This is a genomic window from Membranihabitans maritimus (assembly GCF_021729145.1).
Classification (GTDB): domain Bacteria; phylum Bacteroidota; class Bacteroidia; order Chitinophagales; family Saprospiraceae; genus Membranihabitans; species Membranihabitans maritimus.
The window spans coordinates 1-329 of record NZ_JAJSLW010000095.1; the positions used below are offsets into that span (position 1 = coordinate 1).

1 pseudogene is annotated in these 329 nt (G+C 50.8%); it reads right to left on the reverse strand.

Annotated elements, in window-relative coordinates:
• Nucleotides 1–329, reverse strand: a pseudogene (locus tag LVD47_RS24430) (IS21 family transposase); the annotation flags it as partial.

A 329-nucleotide genomic window follows, 5' to 3' on the forward strand; every position in this document is an offset into this window, starting at 1 on the left:
GGCAAGCGACCAAAAAACAGCAAGGCCTGATTCAAACCGTACACAAAATCCGCCACTTTTTGACTGGACAATGCGATTGCAAAACTATGCTGTGTATGCGGCATCGTGGCAACTAACACCGGACAGGAATAAAGCTCCCCACTGTGGGCATCCACCCAGTGCATGGGCTTGCCTGCAAAATCTACCTGCATGACTTGTCCGGGTGTATGGTCCATGCGAAGGGTCAGGTCCCGGCGTCCAATTTCCCGTTTCAAGCGTTCACAAAACTGACTGTATCCGTATCCGTCCGAATGCTCCTTGCGGTACTCTTCCCACAACAATTTTTTCGT